Here is a 16,627-nt window from a genome sequence, read left to right as displayed (position 1 = left end):
CAGGAAGCGTGTTCAGCGTGTCGCAATGGCGACGGCCGCGCCTGCCATCATGCCAGCGCTGGTTCTGTTAGCGATCCGCATCATGCGAGGACTGCGCAGAAACCGTCTTGCCTGCGCGGCAAGCACCACCCATGCCGTATCAACTGCAGCGAGAACAGCAAACATGACCACCAGCAATTCAGCCCAACCAACCAGCGAAACATGGGTGATATCAACCACCGTCGGCAGAATGGCAAGGTAGAAAACCATGATTTTCGGATTACCAAGTGTAATCGCCAGCGCGCTAAGGAAGAGCTTCCCAGCCTCACCCTGACGCGGAATGGCATTTTCATCCGCAACTTCATCTACCGGTGCGATCCACATCTTCCACGAAAGATAGATCAGATAGGCTACGCCCACATATTTGAGGATGAGAAACGCAGTGTGAAATGTGTTGGCCAGCGCAGCCAGTCCCCAGACTGCGAGTGAAAGCCAGATAGCATCACCAAGCCACAGACCGAACATGAATGGAAAGACGCCCTTGTGGCCGCGGCTGATGACGCGTGCCACCAGCGCGCCGACATTCGGCCCCGGCGTACCCGCCGCCACAACCAGAATACCGGCAAATGCCAACAACGACACCAAATCCATGATCGTCTCCCATACTCAAAGATGGATGTTTCTCGCAGAAATGATGCAGCTTAGCAATCGTTGCTCTAGCTGGGTCGTTTGAAACTCTGTCGCAATTTTTCAATGTGTGTCCGACAGTGACAACCTTCGATGTGGTCGTTCACCAGCCCCATTGCTTGCATGAAAGCATATACAGTCGTTGGACCAACGAATGACCAGCCGCGCTTCTTCAAATCTTTGGAGATGCGAATTGATGTTTCAGTCTTCGGATTGGCAACAAGAGTTGGATAGTCCACCACGGTAGGGCGATCTTTTACGCCCGGTTCGAATGACCAGAAATAGGCCGCAAGTGAACCCTTTTCGGCAACCAGCTCAATTGCGCGCTTGGCGTTGTTGATCGTGGATTCGATCTTGCCGCGATGGCGCACGATACCCTTATCGGCCAGCAGGCGCGCCACATCTTCTTGATTGTACTGCGCAACACGATGGAAATCGAAGCCATCGAAAGCGGCCCGAAAGTTCTCACGCTTGCGCAAGATCGTGAGCCACGACAGGCCTGACTGGAAACCCTCAAGGCAGATTTTTTCGAAAAGCCGGAAATCGTCAGAGACAGGAACACCCCATTCCTTGTCATGATAAGCAAGATAATCGGGTAACTCGCCCGGCCAGAAGCAACGCGTCATTCCATCGGCGCCGACGATCAGACCGGTTTTTGCCTCAGCGACATCGCTCATTGTTCCGCCTCTCAAGTTTCATCCATAATTAATTATGTCGCGCAACCTGACACTAACCACAACTTTAATTGGAAGGGCCGTCAGGCAAAACACGCGACCAAAATTTACCTTTACGATTCCATTCCGGCACACAATCCCCACACGAGCATGAGGGTCGCTCTCCTGACAGCAGATGTCAGGAGCTGCAACGGGCAACTGCGTCACAAAGATTTTCAGGCGCAAAGATACGGATCTGAATTATGAAACCACGGCATCTTCTTTTAATCGGGTCGCTTGCGGCGATTGCCGTTTCCATCGTCAGTACGGGCATGGCCTTTGCCAACGACCGCTATGCAACGCTGCCGCCGGTACGTGTGAGTCCTGATCTTTCCGCGCCATGGGTAGCTCAATTGCATGGACAGCCTGCCCGCATAAAGGCCGTACCGCAATCTTTGCAGCCAGCGCCACGTGTTGCCGCCAGACAGAAGCAGAAAGTCAAATCCAGCTATCGTCAGGTTTCGTATCAACGCCCGGCTGCGAATCCGGCAACCACAGTACGAAAGCACCAGATCGATCCCGCTTACCTGCCGCAGACGGTTTCCTATTCCGGCAACGAAAAACCGGGCACAATCGTCATCGATACAGGCAAGCGCTTCCTTTATCTCGTTCAATCCGGCGGTAAAGCGATGCGATATGGCGTCGGCGTCGGGAAACAAGGTTTCAGCTGGAAGGGTTCGCAACGCATCAGCCGCAAGGCTGAATGGCCAACCTGGACGCCGCCGAAGGAAATGATCGCCCGCGAGCGCAAGAAGGGGCGTATCCTCCCGGCGCGTATGGAAGGGGGGATAAATAACCCGCTTGGCGCGCGCGCGCTTTATCTCGGTTCAACACTCTATCGTATCCACGGGACTAACCAGCCTTGGACTATCGGCAAGGCAATGTCGTCCGGCTGCATTCGCATGCGCAATGAAGACGTCACCGATCTTTATGAACGTGTCCCGGTCGGCGCAGAAGTGGTTGTCCGCTAATCGAACCATCTTTTTTTATGCCATTTACAACCGCCTTCTCTCGGAGGCGGTCGTATTGTTTTCATAAATCTGAAAAGATCAAAATTTCTGCACAGAAAGAATGATTGCAGGCTTGGAAACATGATTGAAAGGGCTTTTCCTTTTCCCCCGAACACCCATATGCTGACAGTGGCAAAGTCCAAAGAGATATGAAAATGGCTGCCAAATGGCAGTTCGTGCTGGAGAAAGAACCGGCATGCAGGTCAATAGCATTCATGCGCATCAAAGGATCCACCTTTGCGCTGAATGCTTCGGAGGGAAAGGATAAATCATGACCGTACCGACGGTTAAACTGAACGACGGCAATCACATTCCGCAGCTCGGTTACGGTGTCTGGCAAGTAGGTAATGACGAAGCAGTGGCCGCTGTCAGCGAAGCGTTGAAAGCAGGATATCGTCACATCGACACCGCTGCCATTTACGGCAATGAAGAAGGCGTCGGCAAGGCGATCAAGAGTTCCGGAATCGAGCGCGGCGACATTTACCTCACCACGAAACTGTGGAACGGTGAACAAGGCTATGAATCGACGCTGAAAGCATTCGACGCCAGCTTGAAAAAGCTTGGCACGGATTATGTGGATCTCTATCTCATCCACTGGCCGATGCCCTCGAAAGATCTTTTCATGGAAACATGGCGCGCTTTTCTCAAATTGAAAGAAGAGGGTCGAGCCAAATCCATTGGTGTATCCAACTTCCGTACAGCCGATCTCGAACGCATCATCACGGAAAGCGGCGTAACGCCGGTTCTCAATCAGATTGAGCTGCACCCACAGTTCCAGCAGGACGAGTTGCGTCTGTTCCACAGCAAACACGACATCGCGACGGAAGCGTGGAGCCCACTTGGTCAGGGTAAAATTCTGGAGAATGCCACGCTGAAGGCCATCGCGGAAAAGCATGGCAAGTCGGTCGCACAAATCATCCTGCGCTGGCACATCGAAACGGGCAATATCGTCATTCCCAAGTCCGTTACGCCCGCCCGTATCAAAGAAAATTTCGATATTTTCGATTTCCGTCTCAACGGAACCGATCACGATGCGATTACGAAACTGGACAAGGCAGACGGTCGGATCGGCCCGAACCCGAGTACCTTTTCGGCTGGCTGAGCAGACATCGAAGACAAAACCGGGCAATTGCCCGGTTTTTTTTATGCAGCGATTTGTGACAATCCCTGAGGCTTCGGCCCACCATAGGCCCAGTCGATCAGTTCCACCGTGTGCACGATGGGTAGCTTGCTGCCGGTGGCGATCTGGGTCATGCAGCCGATATTACCGGTAGCGATCAGATCGGCGCCTGTCGCCTCAATGTTCTTTACCTTGCGGTCACGCAGCTTGGCGGCAATCTCCGGCTGCATGATGTTATAGGTGCCAGCCGATCCGCAGCACAGATGCCCTTCCAGCGGTTCCTTCACCGTGAAGCCCACTTTTGACAGCAGGTCTTTCGGCTGCCGCACAATTTTCTGCCCGTGCTGCATCGAGCAGGCCGAGTGATAGGCGACTGTCAGCGCCTGCGGCGCATCGGGTTCCGGCAGATCGATGCCGGTGAGATATTCGGTGATGTCCTTTGCCAGCGCCGACACGCGCGCAGCCTTGTCGTGATAGGCCGGATCAAGCCGCAGCATGTAACCATAATCCTTGATCGTTGTGCCGCAGCCGGACGCCGTGACGATGATCGCGTCGAGACCGCCCGCCTCGATCTCGCGCGTCCACACATCGACATTGTGCCGCGCCTGTTCCAGCGCCTGCTCTTCGCGGCCCATATGGTGGACCAGCGAACCGCAGCAGCCTTCGCCCTTCGGTGTCACCACTTCGATGCCGAAGCGGTTCAAAAGCCGCAAGGTGGCGGCATTGATACCCGGATTGAGCACAGGTTGCGCGCAGCCGTTGAGAATTGCCACGCGACCGCGCTTTTCTCCCTTGGCAGCGCTGATGGCTTCAATAGGGGCCGCTGATGGCAGGCTTTGCGGCGCGAGATCAAGCATCGCCGCCATGGGTTTCAGGGCATCGCTCTTGCGCAAAAGCGACGCGAACGGCTTGCCGAGCTTCGCCAGTTTCAACGCTGCACGGAACCGGCCCGGATAGGGCAGAACCTGCGCCAGAACACCGCGCAGAAAACGGTTCATGAAGGGGCGCTTGTAGGTTTTCTCGATATGCGCGCGGGCATGATCGACCAGATGCATGTAATTGACGCCCGAAGGACAGGTCGTCATGCATGAGAGGCACGACAGGCAGCGATCGACATGGCGCACGACCTCCTCATCCGCCGGACGACCATTTTCCAGCATGTCCTTGATCAGATAAATGCGCCCGCGCGGGCTGTCGAGTTCGTTGCCGAGCGTCACATAGGTCGGGCATGTTGCGGTACAGAAGCCGCAATGCACGCATTTGCGCAAAATTTTTTCGGCTTCGCTGACACCAGGATCGCGTAACTGATCGGGACTGAAATGGGTCTGCATGGCTTCAAGCTCCAGCCTGACGGGGATGCATACGCCCCGGATTGAGGATATTTTCGGGATCGAATTGTTGCTTCAACCGCTGAGAAAGCGCTACAAGTGCTGCCGGTTGCGGCTCGAACACTGCATTGCTTGCGCGAATATGTTCCGATGCGCGCACGAGCGTCGCATGGCCACCGCCATATTTGGTAATCAGCTTGCGCAAAGTTTGCGCTTCCGGGTCCGCTTCCATCCGCATCCAGATCAGCCCACCCTGCCAGTCGTAATAGGCATCGACGCCCGCATGACGGCGGAACTCGTCCACCATCTGCCAGCCTTGCATCGGCGTCATCGAAACACGCCAGACAGCGCGATTGTCGCCTGCATTGGCATAAGGCAGGACATCGCGCACTTCACGCCAGAGCTGCTGCGATTGCCCCCCGTTCAACACTTCCACCGTGCCGGATTGGCCCAGCAGCGCCTGCAATTGCCGACTACGGTGCTCGACCGAAGGTGCAAAGCCTTCGAGCCGTAGAACGGTCGCCGCATCCCAGCCGAGTTTTCCGTCAAGGAAGCGGTTGGCAACCGTCGGTGGCAAATGTGCCGCAGATGCGACTTCCTCGCGCGACCCCATCGCCATGGCCATGACGCGCGCGGCCTGTTCGTCAGTCAGCCCACGCACGGCAAGCGTTGCCGCCGTTTCCGGCTTCGGCAGAACCTTGAACGTCACCTCGGTGGCAACGCCCAGTGTGCCCCAGGAATTAGCCATGCCTTTGGACAAATCATAGCCGGTCACGTTCTTGACCACGCGACCACCAGATTTGAACAATTCGCCACGCCCGGACACGACGCGCACCCCAAGCACATGATCGCGGGCAGCACCTGCCTTGAGACGGCGCGGACCGGACAGATTGGCGGCAAGCGCGCCACCAATCGTGCCGCGCCCACCCTCGCCCGACAGCAACGGGCCGTAATCCATCGGCTCGAAGTGAAAGCACTGATTGTTGTCGGCCAGAAGCTTTTCGATCTCGACCATTGGCGTTCCGGCTTTTGCCGAAAGCACCAGTTCGTCCGGCTCATACAAGGTCACGCCCGTAAGCCGCGACACGTCGAGCACGCGACCTGCATCAACCCTGCGTCCGATGCCACGCTTGGAGCCATGGCCGATAATTTCCAGCGGCGTAGAACTGGCCAGTGCATCCTGCACCGCCTCCAGAACGCCCGCCTCATCCTGCGGCTTTAGAATATTTGCATCGCTCATGATCAAAACCACAACTCAGAATCGGGGAATATCCGGGAAGGCCAGCTCGCCGCGATGCACATGCATGCGACCAAGCTCGGCGCAGCGGCGCAATTGCGGAAACACCTTGCCGGGATTGAGCAGATGCTTGGCATCGAAAGCGCATTTGACGCGCATCTGCTGGTCAAGATCGATCTCGTTGAACATTTCCGGCATCAGATCGCGCTTTTCGATGCCTACTCCATGTTCGCCAGTGAGAACACCACCGACTTTCACGCAAAGGCGCAAAATGTCCGCGCCAAAATCTTCCGCAGCTTCCAGTTCGCCAGGAATATTCGCATCATAGAGGATAAGCGGATGCAGGTTGCCGTCGCCCGCGTGGAACACATTGGCCACCCGCAATCCGTATTTCTCGGAAAGTTCGCGCATCCCGGACAGAACACGCGGCAGCTCTTTGCGCGGAATGGTGCCATCCATGCACAGATAGTCCGGCGAGATGCGTCCCACTGCCGGGAATGCCGCCTTCCGGCCTGCCCAGAAAGCCAGACGTTGTTCTTCCGACTGCGACAGAATGCAGGTTGTGGAACCGTTTGTAAGCGCCAGTGCTTCGACCCGACCTATCAGATAGTCCACTTCGACGGGCGGCCCATCAAGTTCGACGATCAGCAGCGCTTCGACATCGAGCGGATAACCGACCCGCACGAAATCTTCGGCAGCCTTGATGGCTGGCCTGTCCATCATCTCCATGCCGCCTGGTATGATACCTGCGCCGATGATGTCAGCGACACACTGACCGGCTTGCTCGCTGGAGGGAAAGCCGACCATGACTGCACGCGCCGTTTCCGGTTTTTGCAGGATACGGACCGTAATCTCTGTCACGACACCGAGCAGTCCTTCTGAGCCGGTCATCAGACCGAGAAGATCGTAGCCCTCACTGTCGAGATGCTTACCGCCAAGCCGGATAACTTCTCCGGTGATAAGCACCATTTCGATGCCGAGCACATTATTGGCGGTCAGACCGTATTTAAGGCAATGCACACCACCCGCATTTTCAGCGACATTACCGCCAATGGAACAGGCAATCTGTGACGAGGGATCAGGCGCATAATAAAACCCCTCGTGTTCAACAGCCTTGGTAATGCCGAGATTGGTCACGCCCGGCTGTACCACGGCAACGCGGTTCGGATAATCGATTTCGAGAATACGATTGAAGCGAGACATACCAAGCAGCACCGCATCCTGCAGCGGCATGGAACCGCCCGACAGCGATGTGCCCGCTCCCCGTGGCACGACACGAACGTTGTTATCGTGACAATAGCGCAGAACCTGCGAAACCTGATCAACCGTTTCTGGCAGCACAACGACCAACGGCAACGAACGGTGCGCGGTCAGGCCATCGCTCTCGAACACGCGCATTGCATTGATAGCATCCACAACGCCTTCGCCCGACACGATGTCGCGCAAGTCTGCAACGATCTGCTCGCGCCGCTGCATGACGGACGCGTCCGGTTCCGGCATGATGAGTCCGCTCATATTCTCCTCCACCACTTATGTGGTCAAAGTGCACTCCGCACCATTCTCGTCAAGTGGTAAATCATTTTTACCACTTTAGTCAGCGGCTAAACAGTTTTCACACTGCGGCATAATTGCTTGCCTAGTTTCCTAGCGCTCGGCTAGATGCTTTAAACCCAAAGCTTTAGCAAAGCACGGCAATGAGTGGGATAGCAGAACATGATGAGCAGTCTGGCGGATATGGAAATCTTTGCCCGCGTCGTGGCAACGGGCAGCATGTCAGCAGCCGCTCGCGATCTGGGCCTCTCGCCAGCGGTCGTCTCAAAACGTCTGGGACGGCTGGAAGAGCGCCTCGGAACCCGACTGCTTCAACGAACGACACGCCAGATCGCGTTGACTGAGGCCGGTCAGGGTTATCATGAGCGGGTTCTGGCCATTCTCTCCAACATCGAAGAAGCGGAAGCCTTTGTTGCCCGCCGTTCTGCCGATGCGCGCGGTACATTGAAAATTTCAGCCCCTACGACTTTCGGTCGCATGCACATTGCGCCCTATCTCGTGCCGTTCATGCGCGCCAACGCAGACCTTACCGTCAATATGCAGCTCACCGACGAGATGGTCGACATTGTAGGCGATGGATACGATCTTGCCATTCGGATCGCCGAACTTTCCGATTCAACCCTCGTCGCACGCCGTCTCGCACCCGTGCGTCGTATTCTCGTCGCTTCACCCGGCTATATCGCGGAACGCGGTACACCACAGACGATTGAGGACTTGCAGGACCATATCTGTCTGGCACCGCACAACAACGACCCCTGGCGACTGGAAGGCCCCAAAGGCCCCATCGTCATTCGCCCAGTGGGGCCACTGCAAACCAATTCCAGCGAAATGGTACGCGAGGCAGTCCTGGCAGGCCTCGGCATAGCGCAACGCTCGACCTGGGATATCGGCCCGGAACTTGCAGCAGGCAAGTTGGTACAAGTTCTGCCCGACTATGCCGCGTCTCGCAACGTTGCAATTCATGCCGTCTATCCATCGAAACAGTTCCTCCCGGCAAAGGTCAGACTGTTCATCGACTATCTGGCAGATCTTTATGGCCCTGTTCCTTACTGGGAAAGCGGCGCATCTCCGCACGAAGTAGCAAAGAAATAGACTGGCTTTCGTTCGTCGGTTAATAAGTCGCGCGCGCTATATTAGTGTGCCAGCATATAAAGCTAACTAAGCTTTTGATTCTAAAAGGCTTAAATATCCCGCAATCCGTTATTCAAGCGAATCGGATGATTTTCTCCCATTGTCCTGATTTTCTGGGAAAAATGATGAACACACCTTTACGTTTTATTCTAGCGATCATCGTCGCCGTTATCGTCGGCTGTGGTTTCATGTTCTATGACAAATCACGTGGCGCCGAGTGGGTCGTTTCTCCACAACAGATCGAACAAGCTAAAGCCGAAGGCAAATCGGGCGTAGAAAGCCGCCCCGGCACTGTGACCGTACTTCCGATCCGCAGCGAAACCGCTGACGCACTCCCGTTTAAATGGGCTATGTACGGCTTTGTCGCAGGTCTTTTCGTACTCGTCGCGACACGCAAGCGCAAAAAAGCCTGATCATTTTTTGATCATGTATTCCGAAAGCCCGGTCGCATCATCGATCGGACTTTCCTTTTCAATATATTCCGTTGCCGGGCATCGACCTAAAGGCTAATTTGCCGCCGTTATGGAGAGGGCTTCAGACGGCATGGCCGAAACAATTTTTTCACGCATACAGGCAAGCCGCACGGCAGACGACGTTGTGCATCAGATCGAAACGCTCATTCTCGAAGGCGTTCTGCGCGGTGGCGACCGGCTTCCCGGCGAGCGTGAACTGGCGCGCCAGTTCGATATATCTCGCCCGATATTGCGCGATGCTCTAAAAAGGCTTGAGACTGCCGAACTCCTCATCTCTCGTCATGGTGGAGGCACATTCGTTGCAGACGTGATCGGACAGGTATTCAGCGCCCCTGTGGTCAAGCTTTTTGCCGATCATCGCAAGGCGACCGCAGACTATCTCGAATATCGCCGGGAAATCGAAAGCATTGCCGCAGAATATGCAGCACTTCGAGCTACACCAGCTGACAAAGCGCTTTTGACCGAGATCATGGAGGCCATGGAAAAGGCTCATGGCGTCAGCGACTTCGACACGGAGGCACGCCTCGATGTGGAATTGCACAATGCCATTGGTGAAGCAGCACACAACATCGTTCTGCTGCACACCCTGCGGTCTTGCTATCAACTTCTGAAGGATGGCGTTTTTTACAATCGCAGCCTAATTTACAGCTATCCTGGCGTCGCCGACATGTTTCTTTCGCAGCACCGCGCCATTTACGATGCCGTCATGGCCGGTAATCCGCAAGCGGCACGCGAAGCGGTGCGAAAACACATTCGTTTCGTGGAACAGGCCACGCATGATCGCGAGCTTCACGAAGAACGCGAACGTGTCTCGCGCCTGCGCTATCGGCAGCGGGCGGGTGCGAAGTCAGGCAAGGACACGAAGGAAAATGACAGCGAATGAACGGCGTAGTTTTCAAAGATGCCAAAGGACCCGACGGTATCCGCCTTTATGCCATCGGCGACGTACATGGCCGTCTCGACTTGTTGCAGGATATGCACGGGCTGATCCGTGCCGACCTTGACCACCGCCCCGCTCACGACTGGCGTATCATTCATCTTGGTGATTATATCGATCGTGGTCCGCGCTCGAAAGAAGTGCTGGATTTTCTGATTGATGTGTCACGTCGGGATAAGCGCGTCATTTCGCTGTTGGGCAATCACGACGACGGTTTTCTTACCTATCTAGCAACGGGAGACGTTGCCGGGATATTCGCACTCCACGGTGGCATTGATACCGCCCGCTCCTACAATGTGGAAGTTGATTTTACTGATGCAGATTCAGCGCGCCTAGGTCATGCCGCGCTCGTCAAGGCCGTTCCCCAAACCCATATCGACTTCATTCGCGCCATGCCGCGCTCAGTCGCTTTTGGCGAATTCTTCTTCTGTCATGCAGGCATAAACCCTGCTGTGCCGCTGGATGCACAAGACCCGGAAGAATTGATCTGGATTCGCACAGCTTTCCTCAAATGGACTGAGCCCTTCGAAAAGGTCATCATCCACGGGCATACACCGCAAAGCGCTATCGATATTCAACCGAACAGGGTCAATCTCGATACATATGCATGGAGAAGTGGGCAGCTTTCAGCCATCGTGATCAACGGCTCTGAAAAGCGTTTTATTGCAACGAGCTAGTACGCTCAATGAGCGCTGGAAATGCCATAACCGTCAGTAGACATCGCGTTGTTGCCCGCATCGACGGTAAATATGCCGACCGCCATGAATACAATCGCGGAAACCATCAGGACGGTGAGAAGAGCGGCATGCTTGGCGGTCATATTCGGAAACTCTTTCGACGGTGGCCGGATAAAGTTCGGTAGACGAGCCGCCACTTGAGAGCATGGCGATCAGCCTTGCTCATTCGGTTGCTGCCCGGGGAGACGGCGTTCAGTTACACCCGAAAAAAGTTACCCGCAACTGAACGGTTCCAGCCAAGCCACCGCTTTTCTCTTGAAAAACCGAATTGGTTGAACGCTGTGGCAAAGCGGCAACGCGATACTTCGACTTAAGGTTAAGACGCAGTTACGAGGCCTCTAGATTTGGTTTACCCACGCCTTGGCTAATGCAGCACCTGCGGCATCCGCCTGTGCTCCGAACTTCTTTGCAAGCTCTGGATATTGTAACGCCCAATCCGGCGCGAAACCCGCGATCAGTTCGCTTAGCTGGTCATTCCACTCGGCCACAAGCTGCGTGTTCGCCTCGAAATGGAATTGCGTGCCATAGACTGCACGTCCAATGCGATAAGCCTGATGAGGTGTCATATCGCTTATCGCCATATGCAAAGCTTGCTTCGGAAGCGAAAACGTATCGCGATGCCAATGAAAGATTGGAAAGATGTCACCCGCGGCAGACAAGACCGGATCGCTTTTACCCTCCTCGGTAAGCCGAATTTCTTGCCAGCCGAACTCCATCGGGCGATCCAGAATATTCTCCCCACCATAAGCACGAGCCACGAGCTGGCTGCCCAGACAAATGCCGAGAACGGCCTTATCATGATCGCCAAACCGGCGTATAAGCTCGAGCAAATGGGGGAAGTAAGGACATTCGGCGTCGGCAAGCGCATTCTGCTCACCACCAAGAACGATCAAGGCTTGATAGCCATTGTCATCGGAGGGTAATGAATCGCCGTTGTAGGGATGACGCAGATCAATCGAATGCCCAGCATTCACCAGTATTGGCTCGATCTGTCCCAATCCGGACCCATCGTAGTTCTGGACAACCAGCACACCCATGAGAAATCCCCAACCGCTTTTGTCTTTGCTAACATGGAAAAAGCCCGGACGACAGCCGGGCTTTTAAATCAGTTCACCACCGAAACGCTGACTGTTCGGCCAGCAACGAGATGGACACTGTCCGGCACCTCTTCAAGTTTCACACGCACTGGCACACGTTGTGCCAGACGCACCCAGTTGAAGGTCGGCGAAACATTCGCAAGCAAGCTGGAAGAATCGCTACGCTCACGATCTTCAATACCTCCAGCGATGCCTTCAACCTTTCCTTTGAGTTGCACTTTGCTGCCCATGATATCGACCACTACCGGGTCACCAATCTGGATACGCTCGAGTTTGTTCTCTTCAAAATAGCCAGAAACGTAGAACGAGTCCGTATCCACCAAGGCAGTCACTGCTGAGCCTGCGGAGACGTAATCACCCGGCTGAAGCGAGAAGTTGGTAATCACACCGTTGACGGGCGCTTTTACCGACGATCTATCGAGATTGAGTGCTGCAAGATCGCGATCCAGTTGCGCCTGCCGATAGGAAGCTTCCGCTTGCTGGGCCGTCGTTTCAATCTGCTCCAGTTTCTGGCGTGTCACGGTCGTGTCGTTAAGCTGGCGATAGCGGACCAGATCGCGGTTTGCCATATCAAGTGCCGCCTTGCTGCTATCAACCTTTGCTTCCGTTGTTTGCAGGGCGAGCTTGTAACGGGCCTGATCGATGCGAAAGATAACGTCGCCCTGATGAACAGTCGCATTGTCGTGGACGAGCACTTCGCCAACAAGGCCCGAGACATCCGGCGCAACACGCACGACATCGGCACGAATTTTGCCATCGCGTGTCCATGGCGCGTTCATGTAGTAATCCCACAAATGCCAACCGAGGAGCCCTGCCATCGTAACCATGACGACGGTTACAAAGACACGGCCTGAATGTGCAAAGAGCTTTTTCATAGCGGTATTCCATTGAGAATGACGGCGGCAACACCGAGAATACAAAAATACATCGCAGCATCGAACAAAGGCCGATGCCAGACGAAACGATAAAGGCGTGCCCGCGCCAAAAGGCGTTGCATGACCGTATTTGCAAAATAAGCGCCAAGCGCCAGCACGCCGAGGGTCGGAATGTAAATTCCGTAGATATCGAGTTCAGGTTGCATCACAAATCACATCGTTGTCTTAGGCTGCTTGCGGGAGTTCCATGAGTGGACGCGGCGGCAAGGCAAAAGGTGGCGCTTTCGGAAACAGATTGAAGCGAAGGGCGACCAGCGCCATTCGCGTACGTTTGGCTATTACTGGCGATCCGCTCTCGATAATGGTAGTGATTGCCGCATCAATGGAGGCGAGCAGGTTTCTGTCGATTTCACCTGCCTCCTGTGGCTTGTTGGCCAAGGCTCGGTAATGCGCGCCAACACCATCCAGCACTTCATCGACAGCTGGCCGACAGTTTTCGGGCAGTTTGGAGCGGTATTGCTGGAGATCGATCGTGTTCATGCCGTTTCGCAGATCGCGCAACAGATCGACCTTCGCGACATCTGCCGCCGGGACCAGCGCGAGACGCGGGGTCATCATGCCGATACGGTCGATCATCCGGAGCAAAAGGCGATTCATGCGCTGGCGACGATGACGTCCGGGGCGCCGTTCAGCAGCAAGTGCAATATCGTTCCAACCCGCCTTGATCAGGCGGCGCACGCTCCATTCAGCACCGACAGACCGGACAATTGAAGTCACTACGGCAGCGATTACGATCCCCACTACGGTGGCCAGATTGGCATTGGCAAAACTGACAAAATCGTGGGTCAGATGGCCCTGCAGCATGAGCATGTTCGGCAAGTTCACGCAGAGCACCATGCCGAGCAAAAATTGCGAAGGAATGGCAAGCAGCAAGCCTGCCGGGATGAGGAACAGTCCCAACACCAGAACCAGCGGAAAGAACCCGTCCACAAGTGGCAGCAACGCAAACTCAAAAATGAAGGCAGCAACGATGACAATCAAAAGCAGCCAGTTGAACTTGCGCATGACCGGCACCGGATCATCCATGGTTGCGAAGATGCAGCAGAAAATACCGGCCATCATGGCTGCAGCACTGCCTTGAGACCAGCCGCTCGCAATCCAGAATGCAGTCGCTACACAAGTTGCCAGAAAGGCGGAAAAGCCAGACAGGAAGGCCATGCCGTAGTCCCGATGCATAGGGCGGGCCTTCAAATGTGCGTCGTAGCGACGCCAGCGCAGCGAATGTCGGGAACCGGAAACAATGTCCTGACGCAATGTGATGCAATCGCTCCATATCTGAACCAGATCGCGAACGCGCGCAGCCACATTGAACGGCAGCAATTCACCCCAACTTGTCGCATCCTTCCCATGCCGGTCGATTTCGTCGATCAACTGCAAGAAAACAGCACGGCGTTCCTCTGTCAGGTTTTCGCCGCTCTCGATCCAGTCACAGGCCTCGTCCAACAGTTTCTGCACCGCTGGATGCCAGGACTTTTCGTTTTCACCAGGCTTCATCGCCAGCACATCGTGCAAGCTTGATATGATCGGAAGAACAGCCACCATACGCTGCTGCAAAACGTGAAGCTGCGTTCCGACATTTCTGATTGATGACGTGTCATAGGCAACATGCGTCGTCAGATTGCGCAGCTCGAGCGCATCGGCTGCAAGACGCTGGCGATCCCGAAGAAATTCAGGTGTAGCACCTTCACCCCGCATGCTTGCCAGCGCCAGCTTTGAGCCGTCACGCAGCCAATTATCGATACGACTGACGAGCACCGGGCCGCTGTGACGTGGAAAAACAAGTCGATTGACGACAGCAGCGCAAATGATCCCGATTGCGATCTCTTCCACACGACCCACGGCATAGTCGAAAGTCGTTTCAGGCACGGAAACAACGGCAAAACTCGCGATAGCCACCGTATAGCCAGCCAGCATGAACAAATAACTGCGCGGCGTACCATCGAGCAGGCTGATCGCAAGGCAGAGGCCCATCCAAAGACCGATCGCCAGCGTCAGTATTTCAGGGGAATTGACCAGATGCGGCACGAACAGAATGGTCACTGCTCCGCCGATAATCGTACCGATCAGACGGTAAAAACCCTTTGATGTCGTCGCACCTGAGAGCGGATGCGCAACAATATAGACAGCCGCAATGGACCAGTAAGGATTGGGCAAATTGGCCATCAGGCCGATCCACAGCGCAAGCATGGCTGCAGCGAAAGTCTTCAGTGAAAAGACTACGTCCCAGAACTTCGGAGTTGTTTCGACTGGCTTCATCATGGCTGTGAGGGCACCGGTTGAATGCATCGCATCTTTCCGGTCGCGCGACCGATCAGAAAGATTGTGTTTGAAACTTCTCATTCAGCTTGCGCAGCACTTCCATGGCGATGTCGACCGCATCGGAATCGAAATCACCAAGGAAAATGGCGCGAAGACGGGCAGCAGACTTTTCCACCTTGGCGGCAAGGGCGCGACCGTCCTCTGTCAGTTGAATGAGCTTGACGCGACGATCAGCATCGTCGGCAACCCGCTGGATCAGGCCATCCTTCTCCAACTCGTCGACAACCCGGACAATCGTTGCTCCCTCGATACCGACCCGTTCGGCCAGCACACCTTGGGGAATACGATCTCCGTGCCGCAACAGGATCATCAGCGGTATGGCTTTCGCGTCGGAAAGACCATGTTCCGCCATCGCTGCATCGAAAGCTTTCCGCCATCCTCTGGCGGTGCTTGCAAGAAGCGGTGCGAATTCGACCCAAGTTTGTTTCATCACATCAATTCCATTCAAATAGATAGCTTCATACCTATATGGATACAATCTAATTAAATGCAACTGCCATGATGTTTCCCATCAATTGTTTGTGTAGGAATGCTAATTAATTGTCTCTTGATGCATTACCAAAGCGCTTGACCGCCGCCCCTGCCCTCTGCCATCGATGCTGTCATGCGCGCAAACTACAAAATGCAGAGACTATACGTTGAAAACGACCTCGACGACGGCGACCAGATTGAGGTCGCCCCGCAGGCCGCACATTATCTCACCCACGTCCTTCGCTTGAAGGATGGCGATGAAATTCTCGCCTTCAATGGACGCCACGGCGAATGGAAATCACGGCTGAAGCCGGAGGGTAAAAAGCGTCTGTTCCTCATGCCCTTCGAACAGACGCGCCCGCAGCCTTTAGCGAGTGATCTTGTTTATTGCTTCGCCCCTCTGAAACAGGGGCGGCTGGACTATATGGTCCAGAAAGCTGTCGAGATGGGCGCAGGTATACTGCAACCTGTCATCACACAGCACACGCAGGTACCAAAGCTGGGGGCCGATCGCATCAAGGCCAATGCGATAGAAGCTGCGGAACAGTGCGGCGTACTTTCCATACCGGAATGTTGTGAGGCCATTCGCTTTGACCGCTTCATTGAGCAGTGGGACAAATCCCGACATTTGATCTTCTGCGATGAAGGGTACGAATCGGACGATCCGTTGACCATCTTGCAGAAAATGGCGCCCGGCCCTGTCGCGTTGTTGATTGGTCCCGAAGGTGGCTTCTCAGAAGACGAACGTCAAACGCTCCGAAATCTCCCCTTCGTGACAGCTATTCCGCTCGGCCCTCGAATCCTGCGTGCCGACACAGCTGCTGTCGCTGCGATGGCTCTGGTACAATCTGTGCTCGGAGACTGGCGGAATGCAGGATGACGTTCTCGAAATCTGACGTTCA

Annotated in this window: 18 protein-coding genes; 7 read left to right on the top strand and 11 right to left on the bottom strand. The window is 55.0% G+C overall.

What is annotated here, in order from left to right; genetic code table 11:
• Nucleotides 1-12: 12 nt before the first annotated feature.
• Both CES86_RS18295 and CES86_RS18290 read right to left on the bottom strand, forming a co-directional pair.
• Nucleotides 13-630, bottom strand: coding sequence for a LysE family translocator (locus CES86_RS18295; RefSeq protein ID WP_011982737.1), 618 nt, complete (start codon nucleotides 628-630; stop codon nucleotides 13-15).
• 65 nt (nucleotides 631-695) lie between these two features.
• Nucleotides 696-1,343, bottom strand: a complete 648-nt coding sequence (locus tag CES86_RS18290) for a DNA-3-methyladenine glycosylase I (RefSeq protein WP_010660980.1) — start codon at nucleotides 1,341-1,343, stop codon at nucleotides 696-698.
• Between the two features lie 239 nt (nucleotides 1,344-1,582).
• Here CES86_RS18290 and CES86_RS18285 point away from each other — a divergent pair, with 239 nt between their 5' ends.
• Complete coding sequence (locus CES86_RS18285) at nucleotides 1,583-2,350, top strand: L,D-transpeptidase (protein WP_029927993.1); 768 nt, start codon at nucleotides 1,583-1,585, stop codon at nucleotides 2,348-2,350.
• 310 nt (nucleotides 2,351-2,660) lie between these two features.
• Entirely contained in the window at nucleotides 2,661-3,491 is an 831-nt protein-coding gene (locus CES86_RS18280) for an aldo/keto reductase (RefSeq protein WP_029927995.1), read from the top strand.
• Nucleotides 3,492-3,532: 41 nt separating this feature from the next.
• Here CES86_RS18280 and glcF read toward each other — a convergent pair whose 3' ends face one another.
• Genes glcF through CES86_RS18265 form a run of 3 tightly spaced genes read right to left on the bottom strand, consistent with a single transcriptional unit; the run spans nucleotide 3,533 to nucleotide 7,589 of the window.
• On the bottom strand, nucleotides 3,533-4,840 hold the full coding sequence (gene glcF / locus CES86_RS18275) for a glycolate oxidase subunit GlcF (protein WP_029927996.1): 1,308 nt from the start codon (nucleotides 4,838-4,840) through the stop codon (nucleotides 3,533-3,535).
• 4 nt (nucleotides 4,841-4,844) lie between these two features.
• Nucleotides 4,845-6,077 carry a glycolate oxidase subunit GlcE gene (gene glcE, locus CES86_RS18270; RefSeq protein ID WP_029927998.1) on the bottom strand — a complete coding sequence of 411 codons (1,233 nt, stop codon included), beginning with the start codon at nucleotides 6,075-6,077 and terminating at the stop codon, nucleotides 4,845-4,847.
• Nucleotides 6,078-6,092: 15 nt separating this feature from the next.
• Entirely contained in the window at nucleotides 6,093-7,589 is a 1,497-nt protein-coding gene (locus CES86_RS18265) for an FAD-linked oxidase C-terminal domain-containing protein (protein ID WP_029928001.1), read from the bottom strand.
• A gap of 198 nt (nucleotides 7,590-7,787) precedes the next feature.
• Here CES86_RS18265 and CES86_RS18260 point away from each other — a divergent pair, with 198 nt between their 5' ends.
• The 4 genes from CES86_RS18260 (at nucleotide 7,788) to CES86_RS18245 (ending at nucleotide 10,843) form a co-directional block, all read left to right on the top strand.
• Nucleotides 7,788-8,717 carry a LysR family transcriptional regulator gene (locus tag CES86_RS18260; protein ID WP_010660974.1) on the top strand — a complete coding sequence of 310 codons (930 nt, stop codon included), beginning with the start codon at nucleotides 7,788-7,790 and terminating at the stop codon, nucleotides 8,715-8,717.
• A gap of 164 nt (nucleotides 8,718-8,881) precedes the next feature.
• Complete coding sequence (locus CES86_RS18255; RefSeq protein WP_010660973.1) at nucleotides 8,882-9,169, top strand: hypothetical protein; 288 nt, start codon at nucleotides 8,882-8,884, stop codon at nucleotides 9,167-9,169.
• A gap of 130 nt (nucleotides 9,170-9,299) precedes the next feature.
• Nucleotides 9,300-10,112, top strand: coding sequence for an FCD domain-containing protein (locus CES86_RS18250; RefSeq protein ID WP_010660972.1), 813 nt, complete (start codon nucleotides 9,300-9,302; stop codon nucleotides 10,110-10,112).
• A complete protein-coding gene (locus CES86_RS18245) occupies nucleotides 10,109-10,843 on the top strand; it encodes a metallophosphoesterase (RefSeq protein ID WP_010660971.1) in 735 nt (244 codons plus the stop codon). The genes CES86_RS18250 and CES86_RS18245 overlap by 4 nt, the downstream gene beginning before the upstream one ends.
• Nucleotides 10,844-10,848: 5 nt before the next feature.
• Here the strand turns inward: CES86_RS18245 and CES86_RS27590 are convergent, their stop codons facing one another.
• The 6 genes from CES86_RS27590 to CES86_RS18220 form a co-directional block, all read right to left on the bottom strand.
• Nucleotides 10,849-10,986: a hypothetical protein gene (locus tag CES86_RS27590; RefSeq protein ID WP_010660970.1), complete on the bottom strand. Its 138-nt coding sequence runs from the start codon at nucleotides 10,984-10,986 to the stop codon at nucleotides 10,849-10,851.
• Between the two features lie 255 nt (nucleotides 10,987-11,241).
• Nucleotides 11,242-11,940: a type 1 glutamine amidotransferase gene (locus CES86_RS18240; RefSeq protein ID WP_010660969.1), complete on the bottom strand. Its 699-nt coding sequence runs from the start codon at nucleotides 11,938-11,940 to the stop codon at nucleotides 11,242-11,244.
• 68 nt (nucleotides 11,941-12,008) lie between these two features.
• Nucleotides 12,009-12,875, bottom strand: coding sequence for an efflux RND transporter periplasmic adaptor subunit (locus CES86_RS18235; RefSeq protein WP_011982727.1), 867 nt, complete (start codon nucleotides 12,873-12,875; stop codon nucleotides 12,009-12,011).
• The gene (locus CES86_RS18230) at nucleotides 12,872-13,081 is read right to left on the bottom strand and encodes a DUF1656 domain-containing protein (RefSeq protein WP_010660967.1); all 210 of its coding nucleotides are present in this window, start codon (nucleotides 13,079-13,081) and stop codon (nucleotides 12,872-12,874) included. Before CES86_RS18230 ends, CES86_RS18235 begins: the two co-directional genes overlap by 4 nt.
• A 19-nt stretch (nucleotides 13,082-13,100) precedes the next feature.
• A complete protein-coding gene (locus CES86_RS18225) occupies nucleotides 13,101-15,194 on the bottom strand; it encodes an FUSC family protein (protein ID WP_029928003.1) in 2,094 nt (697 codons plus the stop codon).
• Nucleotides 15,195-15,246: 52 nt separating this feature from the next.
• The gene (locus tag CES86_RS18220) at nucleotides 15,247-15,684 is read right to left on the bottom strand and encodes a MarR family winged helix-turn-helix transcriptional regulator (RefSeq protein WP_010660965.1); all 438 of its coding nucleotides are present in this window, start codon (nucleotides 15,682-15,684) and stop codon (nucleotides 15,247-15,249) included.
• A gap of 174 nt (nucleotides 15,685-15,858) precedes the next feature.
• On the opposite strand from CES86_RS18220, the gene CES86_RS18215 reads away from it, so the two are divergent.
• Complete coding sequence (locus tag CES86_RS18215) at nucleotides 15,859-16,605, top strand: 16S rRNA (uracil(1498)-N(3))-methyltransferase (protein ID WP_010660964.1); 747 nt, start codon at nucleotides 15,859-15,861, stop codon at nucleotides 16,603-16,605.
• Nucleotides 16,606-16,627: the final 22 nt, after the last annotated feature.

Origin of the sequence: Brucella lupini (assembly GCF_002252535.1) — a bacterium.
In the GTDB taxonomy this organism is placed as follows: Bacteria; Pseudomonadota; Alphaproteobacteria; order Rhizobiales; family Rhizobiaceae; genus Brucella; species Brucella anthropi.
This window is presented reverse-complemented; position numbering and strand designations above follow the sequence as displayed.

Bases quoted from the DNA above. Each gene is read 5' to 3' on its own strand.
- CES86_RS18295 (WP_011982737.1), bottom strand. From the start codon at position 630: ATGGATTTGGTGTCGTTGTTGGCATTTGCCGGTATTCTGGTTGTGGCG.
- CES86_RS18290 (WP_010660980.1), bottom strand. From the start codon at position 1,343: ATGAGCGATGTCGCTGAGGCAAAAACCGGTCTGATCGTCGGCGCCGAT.
- CES86_RS18285 (WP_029927993.1), top strand. From the start codon at position 1,583: ATGAAACCACGGCATCTTCTTTTAATCGGGTCGCTTGCGGCGATTGCC.
- CES86_RS18280 (WP_029927995.1), top strand. From the start codon at position 2,661: ATGACCGTACCGACGGTTAAACTGAACGACGGCAATCACATTCCGCAG.
- glcF (WP_029927996.1), bottom strand. From the start codon at position 4,840: ATGCAGACCCATTTCAGTCCCGATCAGTTACGCGATCCTGGTGTCAGC.
- glcE (WP_029927998.1), bottom strand. From the start codon at position 6,077: ATGAGCGATGCAAATATTCTAAAGCCGCAGGATGAGGCGGGCGTTCTG.
- CES86_RS18265 (WP_029928001.1), bottom strand. From the start codon at position 7,589: ATGAGCGGACTCATCATGCCGGAACCGGACGCGTCCGTCATGCAGCGG.
- CES86_RS18260 (WP_010660974.1), top strand. From the start codon at position 7,788: ATGATGAGCAGTCTGGCGGATATGGAAATCTTTGCCCGCGTCGTGGCA.
- CES86_RS18255 (WP_010660973.1), top strand. From the start codon at position 8,882: ATGAACACACCTTTACGTTTTATTCTAGCGATCATCGTCGCCGTTATC.
- CES86_RS18250 (WP_010660972.1), top strand. From the start codon at position 9,300: ATGGCCGAAACAATTTTTTCACGCATACAGGCAAGCCGCACGGCAGAC.
- CES86_RS18245 (WP_010660971.1), top strand. From the start codon at position 10,109: ATGAACGGCGTAGTTTTCAAAGATGCCAAAGGACCCGACGGTATCCGC.
- CES86_RS27590 (WP_010660970.1), bottom strand. From the start codon at position 10,986: ATGACCGCCAAGCATGCCGCTCTTCTCACCGTCCTGATGGTTTCCGCG.
- CES86_RS18240 (WP_010660969.1), bottom strand. From the start codon at position 11,940: ATGGGTGTGCTGGTTGTCCAGAACTACGATGGGTCCGGATTGGGACAG.
- CES86_RS18235 (WP_011982727.1), bottom strand. From the start codon at position 12,875: ATGAAAAAGCTCTTTGCACATTCAGGCCGTGTCTTTGTAACCGTCGTC.
- CES86_RS18230 (WP_010660967.1), bottom strand. From the start codon at position 13,081: ATGCAACCTGAACTCGATATCTACGGAATTTACATTCCGACCCTCGGC.
- CES86_RS18225 (WP_029928003.1), bottom strand. From the start codon at position 15,194: ATGATGAAGCCAGTCGAAACAACTCCGAAGTTCTGGGACGTAGTCTTT.
- CES86_RS18220 (WP_010660965.1), bottom strand. From the start codon at position 15,684: ATGAAACAAACTTGGGTCGAATTCGCACCGCTTCTTGCAAGCACCGCC.
- CES86_RS18215 (WP_010660964.1), top strand. From the start codon at position 15,859: ATGCGCGCAAACTACAAAATGCAGAGACTATACGTTGAAAACGACCTC.